This is a genomic window from Sphingomonas sp. P4_D12, from assembly GCF_056401895.1.
In genome coordinates this window covers 212,816-228,572 of sequence record NZ_JBFUIL010000006.1, presented here as the reverse complement: position 1 = coordinate 228,572, position 15,757 = coordinate 212,816, and the positions used below count along the sequence as shown (strand labels likewise).

The following is a 15,757-nucleotide window of genomic DNA, read 5'->3' as shown; positions in this document are numbered from 1 at the left end:
AGCGGTGAAACGTGATCCGGGTGCGACGAAATGAGGAAGATTGGGCCGGCCGACGGTTTTCAGTCGATTCGTGGCCATGAGTCGCCGCCATTCCGTCGATTGCCTTGCCCCGGTCGCTGCGGCACGATCCGCCGATCGATGGGAGGGATTGCCGATGGCCCGGGTGGTCATGCCGCTGCCGCATCGCGATTTCGATCCGTCGGAAGTGGCGGTCAGTTGGCGCGTGCTGACCGATCGCGGACATGAGGTGTGGTTCGCGACGCCGGATGGCGGACCCGCAACGGCCGATCCGATCATGCTCGACGGCATCGGGCTCGATCTTTGGAGTCGCGTGCCGGGACTGCGCCGTATCCGCCTGATCGGGTTGGTGCTGCGCGCCAATCGCGATGCGCGGCGGGCTTACGCCGAGCTCGAGCGCGATCCGCATTTCCGTACGCCGCTGCGCTGGGATCAGGCATCGGCCGGCGATTTCGATGGGCTGGTGCTACCCGGCGGACATCGCGCGCGCGGGATGCGCGATTATCTCGAAAGCGCGATGCTGCAGCGGCTGGTGGTTGCCTTCTTCGATGCCGACAAGCCGGTCGGCGCTATCTGCCACGGCGTGCTGCTCGCCGCGCGCAGCCTGCGCGGCGACGGCAAGTCGGTGCTGCACGGCCGCCGCACCGCGTCGCTGACCTGGGCGCAGGAGCGCGCCGCCAGCGCGCTCGCGCATGTTGGGCGCTGGTGGGATCGCGATTATTACCGCACCTATGTCGAAGAACCCGGTCAGCCCAAGGGCCATATGTCGGTCGAGGCAGAGGTGACGCGCGCGCTGGCAAGCCCCGGCGATTATGTCGACGTGCCGCGCGATGCGTCCGATTTCCGGCGCAAGACGAGCGGGCTGGCGCGCGATACGATCGACGATGCCCGCCCGGCCTGGATCGTGCGCGACGGCAAGTATGTCTCCGCGCGCTGGCCGGGCGACGCACATACCTTCGCTGCGCGCTTCGCCGAATTGTTGGACTAGCCCGGGCGGGCCGCGCGCTGCTAGGCGGTTCGCGAGGAGCCGCGACGGATGCGTCAACCAATTCAACGGCCTGCGATCGCGCGACTGGTCGGCATTGCCCGCGGGAGCGCGCCAGCCTTAGCCATTGCAGCAGCGATCGCGATCCCCGGGCGTGGCGGCGCGGACGGTCCGATCGGAGGCTCCGGATTCGACGCCAGCGGCATGGACCGCAGCGTCGCGCCGGGGGCCGATTTCTTCCGCTACGCCAATGGTGGTTGGGAGCGCCGCACCGCGATTCCCGCCGACCGGTCGAGCATCGGCACGATCGGCCAACTCGACGATCTCAGCCGGACCCAGGTCCATGCCATCCTCGACGAACTGGCACGCGACCGAGCGAGCCGCGCCGGCACCGCCTATCGCGCGTTCCTCGACCAGGATCGTATCGACCGGCTGGGCATGGCGTCGGCGAACGCTTGGCTCAATAAGCTGCGGGCGGTCCGGTCGCCGGACGATTATTGGGCCGCCGCCGCCCAGGCCGGCCGGCGCGGGGTCGATCTGCCGCTTGCCTTCGCGGTCGAACCCGACGACCGCGATCCCGGCCATTATGCGCTCACCGTGTCGCAAGGCGTGCTCGGCATGCCCGATCGCGATTATTATACCTCCGACACCCCGACGATGCGGCAGGCGCGCGCCGCGTATCGCGATTACCTGATCCGGATGCTGAAGGTCGCGGGCGTCGCGGCGCCGGACAGCGCCGCGGACGCCGTCTTTCGCCTGGAGACGGCGATCGCGGCAACCCAATGGTCGGCAGCCGACAGCCGCGATGCCGCCCGGACCTACAATCCGGTTGCCGTGTCGGCGCTCGATGCCGGGCGCTCCCGCTATCGCGTCGCCACGCTGGTGCGGGCGCTGGGCTATCGCACGCCGCGGATCATCGTGCGCCAGCCCGATGCCATCGCCGCCACGTTGCGCCTGATCGATGCGGCCCCGGTCGCGACGTTGCGCGCCATGCTGATCGTCCGCACGCTCCATCATTATGCTGAAGTCTTGCCCGCAGACGTTCGGGCGGCCGATTTCGCATTCTACGGTCACGTGATCGATGGCGTGGACACGCCGGAACCGCGCTGGCGCCGCGCGATCGCCTTCGTGCTCGACGCGGTGCCCGACGAGGTCAGCAAAATCTATGTCGCGCGCCATTTCGCGCCGGCGACGCGCACCGCCGCCGAGGCGATGGTGCGCAACCTGGTTGCGGCCTTTAGCCACCGGATCGACGCGCTCGACTGGATGACGCCGGAGACGAAGGCGCGCGCGCACCGCAAACTGGCGGCCTTCCACGCCCAGATCGGCTATCCCGATCGCTGGCACGATTATGCCGGCCTCACGATGCGCGATGGCGATGCGTTCGGCGACGCCATGCGCGCCGCCGAGTTTCGCCACGATTGGGAAGCGGCCAAAATCGGGCGAGCTATCTATCGCTGGGAATGGAGCGCGACGCCGATGACGGTCGACGCCTTTGCCAATTACCCAAAGGTCGCGATCACCTTTCCCGCAGCGATCCTGCAGCCGCCTTTCTTCGATCCCAGAATCGATCCGGCAGTCAATTATGGCGGCATCGGCGCGTCGATCGCGCACGAGATGACGCACCAGTTCGACGATCAGGGCGCCAAATATGACGAACAGGGGCGGCTGGCATCCTGGTGGTCGGCCGCCGATCGCGCCGCGTTCGCGAAACGCACCGCGGTGCTGACCGCGCAATTCGACCGCTACGAGCCATTGCCCGGCCTGCACGTCAACGGCGCACTGACGCTCGGCGAGAATATCGCCGACCTGGGTGGACTGACGATCGCTTATGACGCCTATCGCGCTTCGCTGGGCGGACGAGAAGCGCCGGTGATCGACGGCCTGACCGGCGACCAGCGGTTCTTTCTCGGCTGGGCGCAGATCTGGCGGCTGAAATATCGCGACGCCGACCTCAGGCGGCGCTTGTTGACCAACCCGCATGCTCCCGCCGCGCAACGCGTGTGGACCGCGCGCAACATGGAGGCATGGGTGCGCGCGTTCGGAGTCAGGGCGGCCGACCCGCTATATCTGGCGCCCGGCAATCGGGCGGCGATCTGGTAGGGACTCGGACAGACCCGATAATCTCCCAGCCTTCTTTAAGGCCGAGCGGCTCCTGCACGCTACCGTAATAGTACGGAAGCGACATCGGCCAATATCTTTCGATATACTGGACGTATAAATCTTGCTCATTTTGGCTTCGATTTACCAGAAGATAGTGATTGTCTGATACATAGGTTATAATCTCAAGTTGACTAGCGTGGTATTCGATGCCGGGAGTATAAAGCGTCAGCCGTACGGGGGACGTAGTGCAAGGTATTTTTGTAAGAGCGTCGGAATTTGCGCGCCAATTCGGCCACCTGAGTCAGGCTGGTAGGACAGTATTCGTCACACATCATGGGCGCGAAACCCATGCTCTGCTCCCGATCGCCAATTATCACGAATTTATCGCCACCGCGAAAAGCGACGATCATGACTCGCTCTTTTCCAACCAGGAACTCGCCGACTGGCTGCCATTATTGCTCGTCGTCGTCGATGAAGGGCGGAATATCATCATGGCCAACCGCACCGCGCATGCGATGGCGCGCAAGGCGGAAGGGGCGCTTCCCGGGCGCGGCTTGTTCGAGGCCTTCCCGGCGCTCAGGGAAACCATGTTCGAGAGCTATTGCAATCGGACCGAGCGCTCGGGTGAGCCGTGTTCGTTCGAACTGCCGGGGCTGTTCGGGTCGGACACCTGGCATCGGATGGAGACGTTCCGGACACATCAGGGCGTCGTGATGCTCGCGCGCGACATTACCGATGACGTGAAAGCCTATCGGCTGGCCGACACGAAGAAGGCGCTGATCGAAGCGATCCTGGCGCATGGTGGGATCGGCTATATCTGGTTCAACGTGCGCGGACGGATCGAGGAAGTCGACGCCGCGATGAGCGACCTGCTCCAGCTTCCCCGCGAACGACTGTCCAACGTCTCCGTCGTCGATCTCGTGCCGGTTGGGCAGCGCGTGATGCTGCGCGAGGCGATCGAGACCGTGCTGAGCCACGGCGGCACGCAACGGTTCGAGACCGAATTCCTGCGCAACGACGGTACCACCGTCCCGGCAGTCGGGGCGATCAAGGACCTGCGCGGCGTCTATGGCAGCGAAGGCGCGGTGATGGTGGTGACGCGCAAATAGATTTACTCGGGCGACGCCGAACCCGCCCTGCCGCATGAGGCTCAGATATCCAGCGGTTTTCCCAGTTCCTGCGATAGCGCGGCGTACTCGGCATGCGCGGCGCTCGGCACGCCGTACGGCATGACACGACGGCAACAGGCCGCCGACTCCCGAGCCATGTGCTGAACGACGCTGAGGTGCAGATGCTGGTCGAACATCAGTTCGGCGAAACCGCTGTCGCTCCAGGCGGTACTCGCCTTGATCGGCGCGAAGCCATCGACGAACAAGGTGATCGGTCGTTCGACCCGGATCTTGAATCCGGCCCATAATCCGCAGCCGGCGACCGACAGTTCGAGCAGCAAGATGTCGAGGCGGCACGACCGGAATTCGCGGATTTCGGCCGGCAATTCGAGCCGATAGCTGAGCGGCCGCCAGGTATCGTCGCGCCTGAAGACTAAATTCGATCTACCCATTTCCTCCCCACCCCGGTCGCTATCCGACCAACACCGGCGTGCCGCATCGCACACCATTTACCCACACGTCCGCTTGCCCGACGTGAACCCCCAGCAGCGACGTGACCTGGCCAAACACACCGTCTAGCGGTGCGGCCGCCAGATTGAGCACCTGGCCGACCAATGCCGTCAGCGTCCCCACGTTCAGCCCCAGTCCCAGCACATTGACGTTGAGGTCGATCCGCGAAATCAGCGAGGATGCCACGTCTTGGAGCAGGTCGTTGGTGCTGACCTGCTTCACGGTGTGGTTGGCAATGTCGCTCGCCGAAAAGAACACATCCTGTGGATCGGCGCCGCCCAGCTTGACGTCGGCGAAGCCGGACACGCTGGCGAGCGGCGTGCGCAGCATCGTCACGCGGTTGAGCGTGGGCGCCGCCTGGAAATTTCCCAGCGTGGTCGGATCGACATCGGCGATCGCGGCTTCGCCCAGCGAAGGCGTCACGGTCAGCTTGACCGTCGCCTTGCTCGCTCCCGCGGAGCAGGACACCTCCTTCAATCTCGCACTGGCGGCGGCCAGTTCGACATAGATCGGCACTCTGAGCGAGGCGAGGCCGAGTTGCGGCGCGACCTGGGTATCCAGATAGATCCGCGTCTGCGCCGTACGTACCTCGACATCATGCGCCGCGGTGACCCTGAGCCAAGGCGAATTTGCCGGCCGTTCACCAATCGCGATCCAGATCTTGGTCGAGGTGAGGCCCGGCACCGTCGCGCCGAGATCGGTACTGATCTGATGCTGCCCGCCAAGCTCGAGCGTGCCGCGCAGCATCGAGAAAGCATCGACGGTAATCGGCCGCGACGGGTCGGACTTGGTCTCTTCCGCGAGTGGACCGAGGTCGATCAGCGAAGACAATTTGGTCGAGTTTTGCGGCAACCGGTTGGCGACGGCACTCAGCACCGACGACGCCTGGGCGTCGGTGACCGATGCCGCCATCGCGCGCGAAATCTGGGGCAAGCTGGCCTCCATGTTCATCAGCTCGCCAAAGGTCGCGGTCTGGACGTTGAGTTGCGAGCGCAGCGCCTCGCTGAATTTGAGGATGTCGAGCTGGCCGCCGGCGAGTGCCTGATAGTCCATTGCGCTCAGTTGCAGGTCGGTGCCCGCGAGTTGCGACAGCATGGCGTTGGGCAGACCGCCGCTGACCCCCGCCAGCCGCGAGCCGATCGAGAAGGCGACCAGATCGATCCGGGCGGCGGTGCCGCGCGCTTCGACCGGCACGGTCGGCTTGCCGAAAATCCGGGCGAAATAGAGCGGCACGTCGACATGGACACGGACGCGCGCGGCGTTGGCGCCATCGGCACCCACGACGAAGCGTGTGCTTGCCGCAATCTTCGGATCGTCGGTATATTTGCCAGGCTCGACGCTGACGATCGAGAGCCCCTGCATCGAATTGGCGTTGCGCGCCGCGGCTGCGGCGCCGCTCGCATCGTCAATATTACCCGCCGCCGCCAGCGCCGCCGCATCGGCGATCCCCTGAGCATGGCGCTTGGCCAAATAAAGATTGGTCGCGTCGACCGCGAGCGAAGCGACCCCCAGGAACGCGAGCAGGCCGCCGCCGAACAGGATCGTGACGTTGCCGCTGGTCGAGGCGAACAGGGAAGATCTGACGCGCATTCTTGCCCCCTTCAAAAATTGCTCAACCGCACGGCGGCGCTGCGCGATAGGACCTTGTCTGGGATGGGTGCGAACGGCAGCTTCATCACCGGCTGGTCCGACATGTCGTAATTGACCGTGACGTTGAGCGTGGCGCCGTCGTCCTGGATGCCGACAACCACCTTGCGCTGGTCGATGCCGTCATAATGCGACAGCGAGTCGGTAACCGTCTGCCGCGCGGTCAGCGCGCGTTCTTCCTGCGACAGGCCCGACAAGCTGGCGCGCGCGCCTTCGTTCGCACTTTGTTGCAGGGCGTTCGCACAGGCCAGCCATTGTCCGTAGACGATGATCCCCATGATCAGCAGCAGCAGCACGGGCAGGACCATCGCCATCTCGACCAGCGCCGCACCGCGTTCGTCTTGAAGAAGTCGCCGGCGACCGCCGCGGTGGCGAGACAGGAAGGCGTTACGGCTCGTCATGACGACATGGTTAGGCGAGGGGCATTGCCGAAATCGCTAGCGGCCTGTTCGATGCAATTGCTCAAACTGCGCAGTTTTACGCGTGCTGGCTGCCGCATCCGGGGCGCGCACCGGGCGGCGGCGACAGCCGTTTCGCCACTTCCGCGGCGAGCAGTGCGACTCCGGCCTGGGCGTTGGCAGCGAACACGCTGGTCGATCCGCACCAGGTCGCGCTGCCCGCCGGTCCGACCGACCATGACAGCGCCAACCTGGTGTCCGAGCGGAGCCGGTCGACCTTCAATTCGCCTCGTATTTCGCTGTTACGCAGGTGCTCGGGAAGATTTTGCTGGATCCGGCGTGACAAGTCGTCGGCTTCGCCCGCGGCATCCGTGGAGGTCGTCGCGATCGACACGCGCGATGCCGGCGCGGGCGTGGTCGCAGCCGCCGGGTCACTGCCCTCGGCGTCGGAGGATGCGATCGCGGTCGACACTTTGCCTTCGACCTGGCGCATCCCCAGTGCGTCGCTGCGCACCCCGACCATCATGAGTTCGGTGATAACGAGCATCGACACGCCCGATTGGATGAATACCGGCGCCCCGGATCGCCACACCAGGATCAGCGAGGCGAAGGCGCCGAAGCACATCGGCGCCAGCCACATCATCGGCGGCGACGTGCGTCCGACGATCAGCACGGCGGCGACGACCAGGAACAATCCGACCGGCGCGAGCGCTGGCCAGGGACTGGAAGGGCCGGGTGAGAATGTCGCCGTCGGTCGCATGCAAACCTTTTCGATGATGGGCGAGGGGTTTGCGCGCACGCGCATTGCGCGACCGTTGACGGGGGCAGAAGGCCAACTGCGCAATTTACGCAGTTTTTGGCTTTGAGTCTGTGCGCTCGGGCGACAATCGGTACGATTCGGTCGGCGATTCAGCCTGCTAGACACGCGATTAGACGGATTCCACTCACTCGCATCACGCTCTCGGCCGGACAGAAAAAGGGGCGCCTGTTGCCGGACGCCCCTCTAATTTTATGCGCGATGGTCGTTGGCGTCAGAACTTCACCTCGACTGACATGGTGTACGACCGGCCACGCGGATCGGTAACGCGGGGTTCCCATGAGCTACCGGCGCCAGTGTTGCCGTCATAGGTGATGGCGAAGGGCGGATCGGTGTTGAACAGGTTCTTGACGCCCAACGCGATCTTGAAGCCCTTGAGACCAGTATAGGCCAATGATGCGTTGTAGATGATGTAGTCGTCGACGAACTGGTTGTAATCGGGCCGCGAGACGGTGCCCGCGGCGATCCCCGGCAAAGCGAAATTCTTATAGCCCTTGCGGAAAATCTGGGTCAGCGAAACGCTGACATTGTTGTTCGACCAGGCGACGAAGGCGTTGTGCTTCCACCGGATGCCCAGGTCGCCAGCGAAGGTGAACACGCCGATCAGGCTCGGCCCGTAAGCCGAGGTCGGAGTGAGCTTCTCGCGCTTCTTGAGCAGCAACGAGCCGTCGAGCCCGGTGCTGATTGTGCCACCCAGCGCGTCGAACGAGCCGCGATAGGTGAATTCGAGGCCTTGGGTGCGTCGCGACCCGGCGTTGATCCAGCGATCGTCGATCGTCACGATCGTATCGGTCGAATCGCGGATGAACCGATCCTGGAACAACGATGCATTGTCGATCAGCTGACGTAGGGTCAGCAGTTGGATGGTGTTGTCGACGCTGATCGACCACCAGTCGACCGACAGGCTGACGTTCTTGACTGGCTGCAGCACCACGCCGAGGTTGAACTGCTTGGCGGTTTCGGGCTTCAGACTCAGCGTGCCGCCAGTCCAGATATTCGGTCGGATGAACGCGCAGGCCGGATTCGTCAGGTTAGGCACGCCGCCCGAGCATTTGACGGGATCGGCCAAGTCGCTGCCCGCGTAAGGCGATTCGGTGATGCCGTTGAATATCTGGTTGAAGGTCGGCACGCGGAAGCTTGTATTGTACGATCCGCGAAACATGATCTGCTGGACCGGCCGGAACTTGAACGACACCTTCGGATTGGTCGTCGTGCCAAAGCCGGTATAGTCGTCGACGCGCACGGCTCCGGTTACGTCGAGGCCCGGTAGGATCGGTACCAGCATTTCGGCATAGGCCGCCTTAACGGTGCGTTCCTTGGGCGTCAGTGCGTTGACGTTATCGAACGCCGCCAGGAAGATCGTCGGCTGGCCTGCGGCTGCCGCCGGCGACCCATTGAACGAATAGGTCTCACGGCGATAGTCTACCCCCAATGCAAGCTGGATGTCGCGGCCCCCGATCGGGAAGAGCGGGCCCGAGATGGAAGCGTCGAACTGCTTCACCTCATATTTGCCGCCATAGAGCGTCGTGCCCTTGGCCGAGACCGCCGCTAGTCCATCGATTGCCGCCTGGGATTGGGTCAGCGAGAACGGGTTGAGGATGCCGCTGTTGATCAGGCCGACCAGGCCAGGCTGGGTTGCGCCGGGTGCGATTGGTGCCTTGGGATCGTTTGAATAAGTGGTGACGGGGGGCGTGCCGCTAATCGTGGCGAGGATGCCCGAATAATAATAACCGCTTCCCAGCACCGACGAGGATTCGCTGCGCGCATAGGAAGCGCCGGCGCGATAATCCCAACCTTTGAGCGGCAGGGGCCCTTCCAATCCTGCCGCGATCCGGAGCGTCTTGGTGTCGGTCACATATTCGCGCGGACCGCAGGCGGCGCAACGCCAGCGGAAGCCGATCGGCTTGCCGTAATTGGCGTTAAGCCCCGCCGTCGCACCGGGGAAGTTGGTCAGGAGCGCATTGAAGATCGAGTCATAGGTCGATTTGGTGATCGAATTGAGCGGGTAGGCGACCGGCAGACTGGTCGTATTGCCCGACAGCTGCGCATTGGAGAAACTCTTGGCCGACTTTGCATCCGATCCGGTCACTTCGAGCGATAACTCGCTCGCCCCGAGCTTGACCACGCCGCGGCCATAATAGGTCAGAGTCTTGATCGGCTGTTGGATGACGGCAGCACGGCCGGTGTCCCAGGAACAGGCATAATAGGCCGTCGGCGCGTTCCACAGCACCTCGTCATACGCCATCCCGCCATCGATCGAGGCGCAACCGGCGCCGCCGGGCAGATCGAGCGTGTTGATGCCGCCGGCAGCGGCATTCGCACCATTGGGGGCTGTCAGCGTCAGGCCGCCAGTCAGCGTGCCCGTCAGCAACGGGTTGAGCGAGTTGCGGGGCTGCAGCACGCTGGCGCCGGTGTTGAAGATGGTGGCGATCGGCGTGCCGCGGGTGTCGATCGACAGGCCGCGATTGGGTTGGTTGCCGTTGACGAAATCGCGGTCCGATCCGCGCAGGATCTGGTTCCAGCTATAGCTGACCGCGGCCATGATATTGAAGCCGTTCTTGTTCAGGTCGCCATAGCCGACCACGCCCGACAAACGGTAGATGTTGCCGTCGCCCTGCTCGGTCGTGTCGGTAAAGCCCTGGACATCCAGGCCGGTGAAGTTTTTCTTGGTGATGAAGTTGATCACGCCGCCGACCGCGTCGGTGCCGTAGATCGCTGAGGCACCGTCCTTCAGCACCTCGATCCGGTCGATCGCGGCGAAGGGAATCTGGTTCACGTCGACCGCCGATCCCGACAGACCGTGCGCGGCGACGCGGCGGCCGTTCAGCAGCACCAGAGTCGCAGCCGACCCCTGGCCGCGCAGGTTCGCCGCCGACAGGCCATTGGTGCCGCGCTGCGCACCGCTGACCACGTCCGAATTCGATGCAAGGTTGTCCGCGCCGCTGCCGTTGGTCGGCAGGAACATGATCAGCTGTTCGGGACTGCTGATCGAGTTGCGTTGCAGGTCCTGGTTGGTGATGATCGTCAACGGCAGCGCGCTATTGTTCGGGTCCTGCTTGATACGCGAACCCGTGATGATGATCTCTTTGCCGCTGCCTCGGTCCTCCTGGTCGTTGACCACCGGCGCCGCCGCACCCGTCGGAGTCGCGGCGGGCGCCGTGGTCTGATCGCTATTGGTCGATTGCGCGAAGGCAGCGTTCGGCAGCAAGCACAAGGCGGCAAGCGCCGTCCCCGACGCCAGCACGAGACGAAGCGAGTTCGATCCTGTCATGATATGGTCCCCCTGGACGCGCCCTTCCCGAGGCGCTTTCATTGGCGACATTAAGCATCAAAATGGACAAGTCTTGTCACCTTCCTTTTGCGCCAAGAGATGAAACCGGTTCCCTTTTTGTGTGCAGAAGGGGCAAAGCGTTGCGTGGTTGCAACACAGCAGCCATTGACGCGGCCGGGCGGGCATCGGACCGTGGCTCCAATGCGTGAGAGAGGATCGCCGGTGCAGCATTTGATCAGCCGCAAGATCGGACCGCGCGCATGACGGCAGGAGCGATGGATTCCGGTGCGGCCGAGCGCACTGTGCTGCGTCCGGGTTTCGGGCGGCTGGCGCTGTACACGCTGCTCGGCTTTTCCGCCGGCTTGCCGTTCTACATGTTCAACACCGTGCTGTTCCTGCGTCTGGCGCGGCACAATGTCGACATCGTAACGATTGGCTATTTCGCCTGGGTATCGCTGCTGCCGACGTTCAAATTCGCCTGGGCGCCGTTGCTCGACAAATATGACATGCCGGGGTTTGGTCGCTTCTGGGGCCGGCGGCGCGGCTGGATCATGGTTTCCCAGCTCGGCATCTTCCTATCGACGATCGGCATGGCGTTCACCGCATCGGACAAGAGCCTGCCGCTGACCGCCTTGTTCGCATTGCTGCTCGCCTTCTGGACCAGCACGCTCGAGATCGCGGCAGATGGGTGGCGGGTCGAACTGGCGCCGACCGCCGAAGAGCAGGGGCCGCTCGTCGCGGTCAACCAATGGGGCTATCGCATCTCGATGGTGGTGGCCGGCGGCGGCGCGATCTACGTCGCCGCGATATCCGACTGGACCTTCGCCTATCTGGCTATCGGCGTGCTGGCGTTCCTGCCTTTTCCGCTCCTGGCGGCGATGCGGTCCGAGAGCGGCCGCGTCGACGGTCGGATCCCCGCGCTGCTGAGCGGTTTGCTGACCAGCGGGGCGGCAATCGCTGCCATAACCGTGGCGACCGCAGTGATCGGTTGGGTGCTGCTGTCCGCGATCGGCTCGGTCGGGATCGATAATCCCGACATCATGAAATATTGGGTGGCCGGGCTCGGGCTGCTGCCGTTCCTGGTGCTCGGCGCGGCAGTGCCATGGCTACGCAAGCTGCCCTGGCACGCACCGCTGCGACGGTCGCTGGCGGTCGGTCCCTATGTCGACGTGGCGTGGCGATACGGCCTGGTCGTCATTCCGATCCTGCTGTTCATCTCGATTTACCGGACCGGCGATGTGATGGCGAACACGCTGTCGCATCCGATGTTCAATTTCCTGGGCTATGGGCTCAAGCAGATCAGCGCCGCCGACGGCGTCGTCGCTTTGGTGTCGGGGTTGCTCGGCGTGACCTTGGGCGGGCTGCTGGCGGCTCGGGTGTCGATGGGCTGGGCGCTGGTGATCGGCGGGGTGATGTCCGCGCTCAGCAACTGGATCTTCGCGTGGCTCGCGCATCAGGCGCCCGGCGGGCCGGTATTGTTCTCGCTGTTCGGCCTCGGCGTGACCGCCGGCGATCTCGATCTCTATCTCGCCATGGCGGTCGATCAATTCGGGCACGGATTCGAAGGCGCGGTGTTCGTCGTGTACCTCTCGCTGCTCGTCAATCCGCGCTATCCCGCCGCGCAATATGCGCTGTTCTCCGGGCTCGCCTTCCTCATTCCTAGATTGCTCGCAGGGTTGTCGGGGGTGTTCCAGAAGGCAATCGGCTATGACGGCTTCTTCATCATGGCGGGCACGATGAGCGTAGCAGTGCTGGTCCTGCTGCCGTTCATTGTCCGCGCGAAGCCGCGACCCGACGATGATCCCAACGCGACCGGAGCCGTGGCGGCATGATCGAACAGGCCTTCGCTCCTGCCGCCGCCGCGGTCGTGGCGGGCAGGATTCCCGGTGCGACGCTGGGCGTGGTGGCAGCCGACGGGCGGCGCTGGGTGACGCATGCCGGGATGGCCGCGCTGCTGCCCGAGTCCGAGGCGTTGACGCTCGACCATTGGTTCGACCTCGCCTCGGTGTCGAAAGTGATCGCGACGACGACGATGATCTTGCGCCTTGCCGATCAGGGCAGGCTCGACCTCGACCGCCCGCTGACCGACGCCATCCCCGATCTGCGTCAGTACGACGTCGCCAACGCCGCCGAGCGCAAGCTCAGCTTTCGCGACTGCCTGGCGCATCGCAGCTTCCTTCCCGCGGTCGAGCCGATCTACACTTATGGCGATGACCCGGCGCGGCTGCGCGCGTTCGTGTTGCAGCGCGAGTGGCGGCATGGACCGCCGGTCTATTCGGACATCAACTTCATCCTGCTGGGGATCGCGATCGAGCGGATCACCGGGCGGCCGCTCTCGGCCTGGCCGCTCGGGACGGGGTTGAGCTACGGCCCGCCGCCGGGTCCCGCTGTCGCGACCGAGCTTTGCCAGTGGCGCGGACGCGTCCTCAAGGGCGAAGTGCATGACGAGAATTGCTTCGCGATGGGTGGCGAGACCGGTCATGCCGGGCTGTTCGGGACGGTAGCGGGGGTGCTCGATTTCGCTTTGGGGCTGCTCGACGGCAGCGGCGCGTCGTCGGCGATGCTCGAGGCGATGCGCACGCCCTATTACGGCCACCGCACCTGCGGCTGGGAACGGTGCTTCGACGGCTGGTCGGGCGGGGCGGCCTGTTCGGGCGAGACGATCGGCCATACCGGCTTCACCGGTACCGGCCTGTGGGTCGATTTCGACCGCGGCATTGCGTGGACCTTGCTGACCAACCGTGTCCATCCGTCGCGACATAGCGAGGCAGGGAAGAGCATTTTCGAGGTCAGGCCGGCGACCGGCGATGCAGTGATCGCGGCCTGGGACGCGCAGCGTCAGGCTTAGCGGCGGCGACCGACTGGGCTAGTTGCCGCCGCAAGCATCCGCTCGCCCGAGCAGAAACGCCTGCTCGCGCGCGTTGCGGGTAAGCGCGGCGGCAGCCTCGAATGCCGTCCGCGCCTCGGCCAGCCGGCCCGCCCGGAACAGGAAATCGCCTCTCGCCGCCGGGAATGGCGCATAGTAGCGCAAGGCGTCGGCATCGGGAATCTCGTCGATCAGCCTGAGCCCTGCGTCCGGTCCGAACGCCATACTGTGCGCGATCGCGCGATTGAGGTCGACCACGGGCGAGGGGGTCACGACGCGCAGCCGATCGTAGAGCGCGGCGATGCGCGTCCAATCGGTATCGGCGGCCCGGCGCGCGCGCGCATGGCAGGCGGCGAGTGCGGCCTGCAGTACATAAGGCCCCTGACCGCCGAGCGCGTCGGCGCGGGCCAGCGCGTCGAGCCCGCGCAGGATCAGCAACTGATCCCAGCGCGCGCGATCCTGCTCGGTGATGGGCACGAACGCGCCGTCCGGCCCGGTGCGCGCGTTCAGCCGCGACGCCTGGATCTCCATCAGCGCCAGCAGGCCTAGTACTTCAGCTTCCTCGGGCATCAACCCCGCCAGGATGCGCCCCAACCGCTGCGCCTCCTGCGCCAGCCCCGGCCGGACCAGGTCGTCGCCCGCCGTCGCCGCATAGCCTTCGTTGAAGATGAGATAGAGGACCTCAAGCACCGCGGGCAGCCGCGCCGCCCGCTCGGCGCCCCGCGGCACCTCGAACGCCAGGCCGGCCTTGGCGATCGCCTTCTTGGCGCGAACGATGCGCTGTGCGATCGTCGCTTCGCTCGACAAAAAAGCGCGGGCGATCTCGTCGGTCGTCAGCCCGCCGACCACCCGCAGCGTGAGCGCCGCGCGGGCATCGGCCGACAGCATCGGATGACAGGCGGTGAAGATCAGCCCGAGCAATTCGTCGCCGAGGTCGTCGTCCAGCGCGGCGTCGATCGCCGCGGTCGCATCCTCGGCTTCCTCATCGAGCGTCCGCGCGATTTCCTCGTGCTTGCGCATCCGCATCTGGTCGTGCCGGATGGCGTCGATCGCGCGCCGCTTGGCGACGGCCATCAGCCAGGCGCCCGGATTGGCCGGAACGCCGGTCTTCGGCCAATCGGACAACGCGACGATCAGCGCTTCCTGCGCCAGTTCCTCGGCCCGGTCGATGTCACGCACCATGCGGGCGAGGCCGGCGATGAGCCTGGCCCGTTCGATGCGAAAGGTCGCCTCGATCGCCTGATGGGTTTCGCCGGTATACGTCTCGCCTGCCGTCACGCCGCCCCTTGTCCGTCAGGGGCGGCGACGACGCAAGCAGGCCGTTATTCAGCTGGTCGGCGGCGCGTTCACCGCCAATTGCGCGGCGAACGCCCGCTGATAGGCCGGGCGCGCTTCGCCGCGTGCGACATAGGCGGCCAGGGTCGGAAACTCATCCAGAATCCCCGACATCCGCAGCCGCAGCAGCACCGACACCATCAGCAGGTCACCTGCGCTGAACCTGCCGTCGAGCCACTCGGCATCGCCCAGGCGATCGGCCAGCTGGCGCAACCGGGCGCGGATGCGGTCGAAGACCAGCTGCATCCGCTCCTGCGCCCATGGCTTGTCGCCTTCCGCGAATTTGGCCGTCTGGAGGTCGAGGATCGGCGGCTCGACGCTGCTGAGCGCGGCGAACATCCAGGTAATTGCGCGCGCCCGGGCATCAGGGTCCTCGGGCAGCAGGGCCGTGTGTCGCTCCGCGATGTGGAAGACGATCGCGCCGGTCTCGAACAAGGCGAGATCGCCTTCCTCGAATGTGGGTATCTGGCCGAACGGATGCACCGCCAGATGTGCCGGTTCCTTCATCTCGGCGAAGGAAACGAAACGAACGTCGTACGGCAGCCCTGCTTCTTCGAGCGCCCAGCGAACCCGCGTATCACGTGCCAGGCCTTTGCCGCCGTCGGGCGACCGTTCGAACGCAGTGATGGTGATGGTCATCGTCAATCTCCGATGATGGCAAGGCGTGTCGACGAAACGATCATCGGCCGCCAATCAGA

Annotated in this window: 12 protein-coding genes; 5 read left to right on the top strand and 7 right to left on the bottom strand. The window is 65.1% G+C overall.

Annotated elements, in window-relative coordinates:
- The first annotated feature begins 154 nt into the window (after window positions 1-154).
- The 3 genes from AC1DSD_RS13640 (at window position 155) to AC1DSD_RS13630 (ending at window position 4,215) form a co-directional block, all read left to right on the top strand.
- Window positions 155-1,006 carry a type 1 glutamine amidotransferase domain-containing protein gene (locus tag AC1DSD_RS13640; protein ID WP_478030803.1) on the top strand — a complete coding sequence of 284 codons (852 nt, stop codon included), beginning with the start codon at window positions 155-157 and terminating at the stop codon, window positions 1,004-1,006.
- 48 nt (window positions 1,007-1,054) lie between these two features.
- A complete protein-coding gene (locus AC1DSD_RS13635) occupies window positions 1,055-3,106 on the top strand; it encodes a M13 family metallopeptidase (RefSeq protein ID WP_478030801.1) in 2,052 nt (683 codons plus the stop codon).
- A 245-nt stretch (window positions 3,107-3,351) separates the two neighbouring features.
- Complete coding sequence (locus AC1DSD_RS13630) at window positions 3,352-4,215, top strand: PAS domain-containing protein (protein ID WP_478030800.1); 864 nt, start codon at window positions 3,352-3,354, stop codon at window positions 4,213-4,215.
- 41 nt (window positions 4,216-4,256) lie between these two features.
- On the opposite strand, the gene AC1DSD_RS13625 is transcribed toward AC1DSD_RS13630, so the two are convergent.
- From AC1DSD_RS13625 to AC1DSD_RS13605, 5 genes are all read right to left on the bottom strand, one after another.
- Entirely contained in the window at window positions 4,257-4,667 is a 411-nt protein-coding gene (locus AC1DSD_RS13625; RefSeq protein ID WP_478030799.1) for a hypothetical protein, read from the bottom strand.
- Between the two features lie 19 nt (window positions 4,668-4,686).
- Window positions 4,687-6,315, bottom strand: a complete 1,629-nt coding sequence (locus AC1DSD_RS13620) for a TadG family pilus assembly protein (protein ID WP_478030797.1) — start codon at window positions 6,313-6,315, stop codon at window positions 4,687-4,689.
- An 11-nt stretch (window positions 6,316-6,326) separates the two neighbouring features.
- On the bottom strand, window positions 6,327-6,773 hold the full coding sequence (locus AC1DSD_RS13615) for a TadE/TadG family type IV pilus assembly protein (protein ID WP_478030795.1): 447 nt from the start codon (window positions 6,771-6,773) through the stop codon (window positions 6,327-6,329).
- Window positions 6,774-6,849: 76 nt separating this feature from the next.
- A complete protein-coding gene (locus AC1DSD_RS13610) occupies window positions 6,850-7,530 on the bottom strand; it encodes a hypothetical protein (RefSeq protein ID WP_478030793.1) in 681 nt (226 codons plus the stop codon).
- A 271-nt stretch (window positions 7,531-7,801) separates the two neighbouring features.
- Window positions 7,802-10,858, bottom strand: coding sequence for a TonB-dependent receptor domain-containing protein (locus AC1DSD_RS13605; RefSeq protein WP_478030791.1), 3,057 nt, complete (start codon window positions 10,856-10,858; stop codon window positions 7,802-7,804).
- Between the two features lie 275 nt (window positions 10,859-11,133).
- Here AC1DSD_RS13605 and AC1DSD_RS13600 point away from each other — a divergent pair, with 275 nt between their 5' ends.
- Together AC1DSD_RS13600 and AC1DSD_RS13595 are read left to right on the top strand one after the other, a co-directional pair.
- On the top strand, window positions 11,134-12,690 hold the full coding sequence (locus AC1DSD_RS13600) for an MFS transporter (protein ID WP_478030790.1): 1,557 nt from the start codon (window positions 11,134-11,136) through the stop codon (window positions 12,688-12,690).
- Entirely contained in the window at window positions 12,687-13,706 is a 1,020-nt protein-coding gene (locus AC1DSD_RS13595) for a serine hydrolase domain-containing protein (protein WP_478030788.1), read from the top strand. Before AC1DSD_RS13600 ends, AC1DSD_RS13595 begins: the two co-directional genes overlap by 4 nt.
- Window positions 13,707-13,724: 18 nt before the next feature.
- On the opposite strand, the gene AC1DSD_RS13590 is transcribed toward AC1DSD_RS13595, so the two are convergent.
- Both AC1DSD_RS13590 and AC1DSD_RS13585 read right to left on the bottom strand, forming a co-directional pair.
- A complete protein-coding gene (locus AC1DSD_RS13590; RefSeq protein ID WP_478030786.1) occupies window positions 13,725-15,002 on the bottom strand; it encodes an RNA polymerase sigma factor in 1,278 nt (425 codons plus the stop codon).
- A gap of 48 nt (window positions 15,003-15,050) precedes the next feature.
- Window positions 15,051-15,698: a glutathione S-transferase family protein gene (locus AC1DSD_RS13585; RefSeq protein WP_478030785.1), complete on the bottom strand. Its 648-nt coding sequence runs from the start codon at window positions 15,696-15,698 to the stop codon at window positions 15,051-15,053.
- Between the last annotated feature and the right edge of the window lie 59 nt (window positions 15,699-15,757).